This is a genomic window from Okeania sp. SIO2B9 (assembly GCF_010672505.1).
GTDB classification, from domain to species: Bacteria; Cyanobacteriota; Cyanobacteriia; order Cyanobacteriales; family Microcoleaceae; genus Okeania; species Okeania hirsuta.
Window position 1 is genome coordinate 1 of the sequence record NZ_JAAHGK010000879.1, and the last position, 3,335, is coordinate 3,335.

At 38.4% G+C, this 3,335-nt stretch carries 3 protein-coding genes; all 3 read right to left on the bottom strand.

Annotated elements, in window-relative coordinates; all coding sequences use genetic code 11:
- Nucleotides 1–683 (bottom strand): hypothetical protein (locus F6K13_RS24880; RefSeq protein WP_287288689.1); only part of this gene is annotated, 683 nt, incomplete at its 3' end.
- 86 nt (nt 684–769) lie between these two features.
- Nucleotides 770–2,113, bottom strand: a complete 1,344-nt coding sequence (locus tag F6K13_RS24885; protein WP_124142992.1) for a TIGR03279 family radical SAM protein — start codon at nt 2,111–2,113, stop codon at nt 770–772.
- Between the two features lie 330 nt (nt 2,114–2,443).
- The coding region (locus F6K13_RS24890; protein WP_287288690.1) for an FAD-dependent monooxygenase at nt 2,444–3,335 on the bottom strand (892 nt) is incomplete at its 5' end.

Here is a 3,335-nt window from a genome sequence, read left to right on the forward strand (position 1 = left end):
AATTTTTCAGCCCCTTTACCAGCGAGAGTAATTGACTGTTGAAATTCTGTTCCTTTACCAGGACTAATTTCCGTTTCTACCTCATAATTATCTGAATTTGACTGTAATAAATCTAATAAACGAGAATTTGATTTCTCTAATTCAACCAAATTTTTTGATTCTACATTAAATTTTTGATTCTTGTTAGCTGCAAAACTACGATTAATATTTTGTTTAAATGGTAATACTGAGGACGAAACATTTTCTCCCTTTCTATGGGATTTTAATTCGGTCAATAAACTACCTGTATTTTCATATATATGTTCAAATTTTTTTAAAGATGAAATAATCTCTTGATTAGGTTTTGACTTAGGTAATTGTTTATTAATATTGACTTTTGAGTGTCTTGTTGATGGTGCTTTTGTACCTAATGAAGGAGCATCAGAATTTGAATTTAACTTTTCTAATAAACTGCCTTGAGGTCTTGATTGAGTAATATCCTCTAAAGAATCAGTATCTGACTTGACTTCTTGAGTTTCTGTTACCTCAATAGATTTTTCTTTGACCTCTTGTGGGTCTAAAATAGAATCTTTAGGAGTATTACTTTGGGAGTGCATAGGTGGTGGGGCAGTAGACCCCTGTCCCGCATTTGAAATAACTACTCCGATCGCTCCTACTACCAATACATTACGAAAAACACTCATGGATTTTTTTATTCGTCTCCAAGTCCAACTGATATTTTAAACTAACGAGTCAACTGCTTTGCCAAAGTCAAAAGTTGAAAATTCAATTAGCGATCGCCCATAGCAGTCAAAATTAGTTCTTCTACTCCTGCCACTGGCCAAATAGGTTTCTTCAGCCGCTCTGCTAATTCTTCTAGGGTCATATCATCCAAAAATAGATTATCTCCTGGTTTGAGCATGACTGAGGGTAAAATAATTCCTTCCCCTAAGTCTCGTCCTTGTAAACCATCTAGCAAATCTTGGCCTGTTAATAATCCAGTGACACTAATACTTTGTCCCCAATAGTTGCTTGATAAGGCCACCATATTTACTTCCAGTCCTTCAATTTGATTGAGTCGCTCGGCGATCGCTGCAAATGCTTTTTCTACTGCATTTCCTACTACCCAGGTTAGCTTTCTTTTGGTGCTTAAGCAAATGTTATTGGCTAAAATTTCTTTGACAGCAGCTTCAAATTGTGATATAAACTGGCGAATTGAACCAACTCCATTGCCAATTTGAGGATAATCTTCATATTCTGAAGCAGGGGGCAGGTCTCGACGGCCAATCAAAAACCATTCGTCAGCTAACCAGATGCAATTAGTCCCAGATGTCTGTCTCAGTTTAGCTTGAATTTCTTGGACTTGGTCTATGACTTCCTCCGCTTTTTCAGTAGTGACGGGTATTAGTTCATCTGAACTAGGGCGAAAGCGAGTTAAACCCACTGGTACAACTGCCACAGATGCTACTGCCGGAATTTCCCCAGTATGAAATTTTGCTAAATCTAATAATGTGCGTTCCAGATGAATACCATCATTAATTCCCGGACAAACTACAACTTGAGCGTGTATTTGCAGTCGCCGTTGTTGAAACCACTGAATTTGTTCGAGTATTTTACCCGCTCTAGAATTTTTCAGCAGGCGTGATCGCAATTCTGGTTCAGTAGCATGGACAGAAACATAAAGTGGTGAGAGTCGCATTTGTTCTATTCTCTCCCACTCCCGTTGTGGAAGGTTAGTTAAAGTCAGGTATGAACCGTAGAGGAAACTGAGACGATAGTCATCATCTTTTAAATAGAGAGTTTCTCGTTTACCTGGTGGTTGTTGGTCAATGAAGCAAAACGGACAACGGTTATTACATTGAATTAAACCATCGAACAGAGCGGTAGAAAATTCTAAACCCAAGTCTTCATCGTAGTCTTTTTCGATTTCAATGTGGTGAGTTTTGCCTTTAGCATCGATGACCTCTATTTCTAGATATTCGTCAGCACAAATATATTGATAGTCGATCAAATCTCGTGGTTGTTGTCCGTTGATAGAGGCGATCGCATCTCCTGGTTCAAAACCAATTTCGGCAGCGATGGAGTCGGGGATAATTTTAGTTATTAAAGCAGGTTTGATAGAAGTTTTACTCATGTTACCAAGGAAAAAGGAAGAGGGAAAAAAGAAATAAGGAACAGGACTTACGCATGATGAACGAGTGTTACAGCGGTTTTCATTAAACAGCTATCAGCTTGTAGGGGCGAATGGCCATTCGCCCCTACTTGGGTTTAAATCCTTTTCTAAATATGGCGTTGCTGATTCTGGGTATGATTTTGCCCCCCTAACCCCCCAATTTTGGGGGGAATAAAACTCTAAAAGTCCCCCAATTTTGGGGGATTTAGGGGGCTTGACTAGAATCAAATAATCGCGCATTCATACTTCAATTCAGCAACGCCCTAAATATTTACTGCTGAGTGCTGAGTGCTAACCGCTTTTTGAAGCATTTTTTTCTCTACTTTTCCGTTCAGTCTTAGGGCTAATTTCTCTGCTGGTACGCTGGTACTCATGAACAATGGGTAGTCGCTCTGCTTGAAATTTAGCTAAAGCTTCATTAATTGTCTCACCTTCTTCTAAATATCGAGATAAAGCCAAGGCATCCTCAAACCCTGATGTCATTCCTCTACCACGACTAGGACTTTTTGCGTGAGCAGCATCCCCAATCAAGAGGACGTTTCCATGATAAAGTTGAGGTATAGGATCGATATCATAGGAAAAATTACAAACAATCTGGTCATTTGGGGTAGATTCAATAATTTTTCTGCCTGTTTCAGGAACTTTTGCCAATTCTTGGTCAGGAATTCCTATATTGTGGGGTCGAGGTAAGTTACATTCGGATTCTTCTTGATCTTTTTCAAGAAAAAATCCCCAATGGGTATAACCATGACCAATATCAAAGAAACTTGCATAAATTCCACTACTTCGGACGTAAAGCAAGAATAACCCATCTTGACAAAATTCGTCTTCTTTAACAATTCCACGCCAAACAATATCACCTAAATAAGATAATTGTGCATCAGATACCACAAAATTCCTGAGTTTTGAATAAATTCCATCACTTCCTATCAATAAATCTCCTTCCCACTGACTCCCATCTTCAAAATAGGCAATTACCTTATCTTCTGTTTGTTCTAAATGGCTAAAACAAGCGTTACAATGTAGGCAATATTCGGGCAAATAGGCAAGAATTGATTCTAAGATAGCTTTACGATGGATTAAAATTCCAGGAATCTCTTTCTCTTCATATTCTACCTGTTCTTGGTTGACAACATCGTCTTTGAAGTTACGAAATTCAAAAGTTTTTGCAGGCACACCTTTG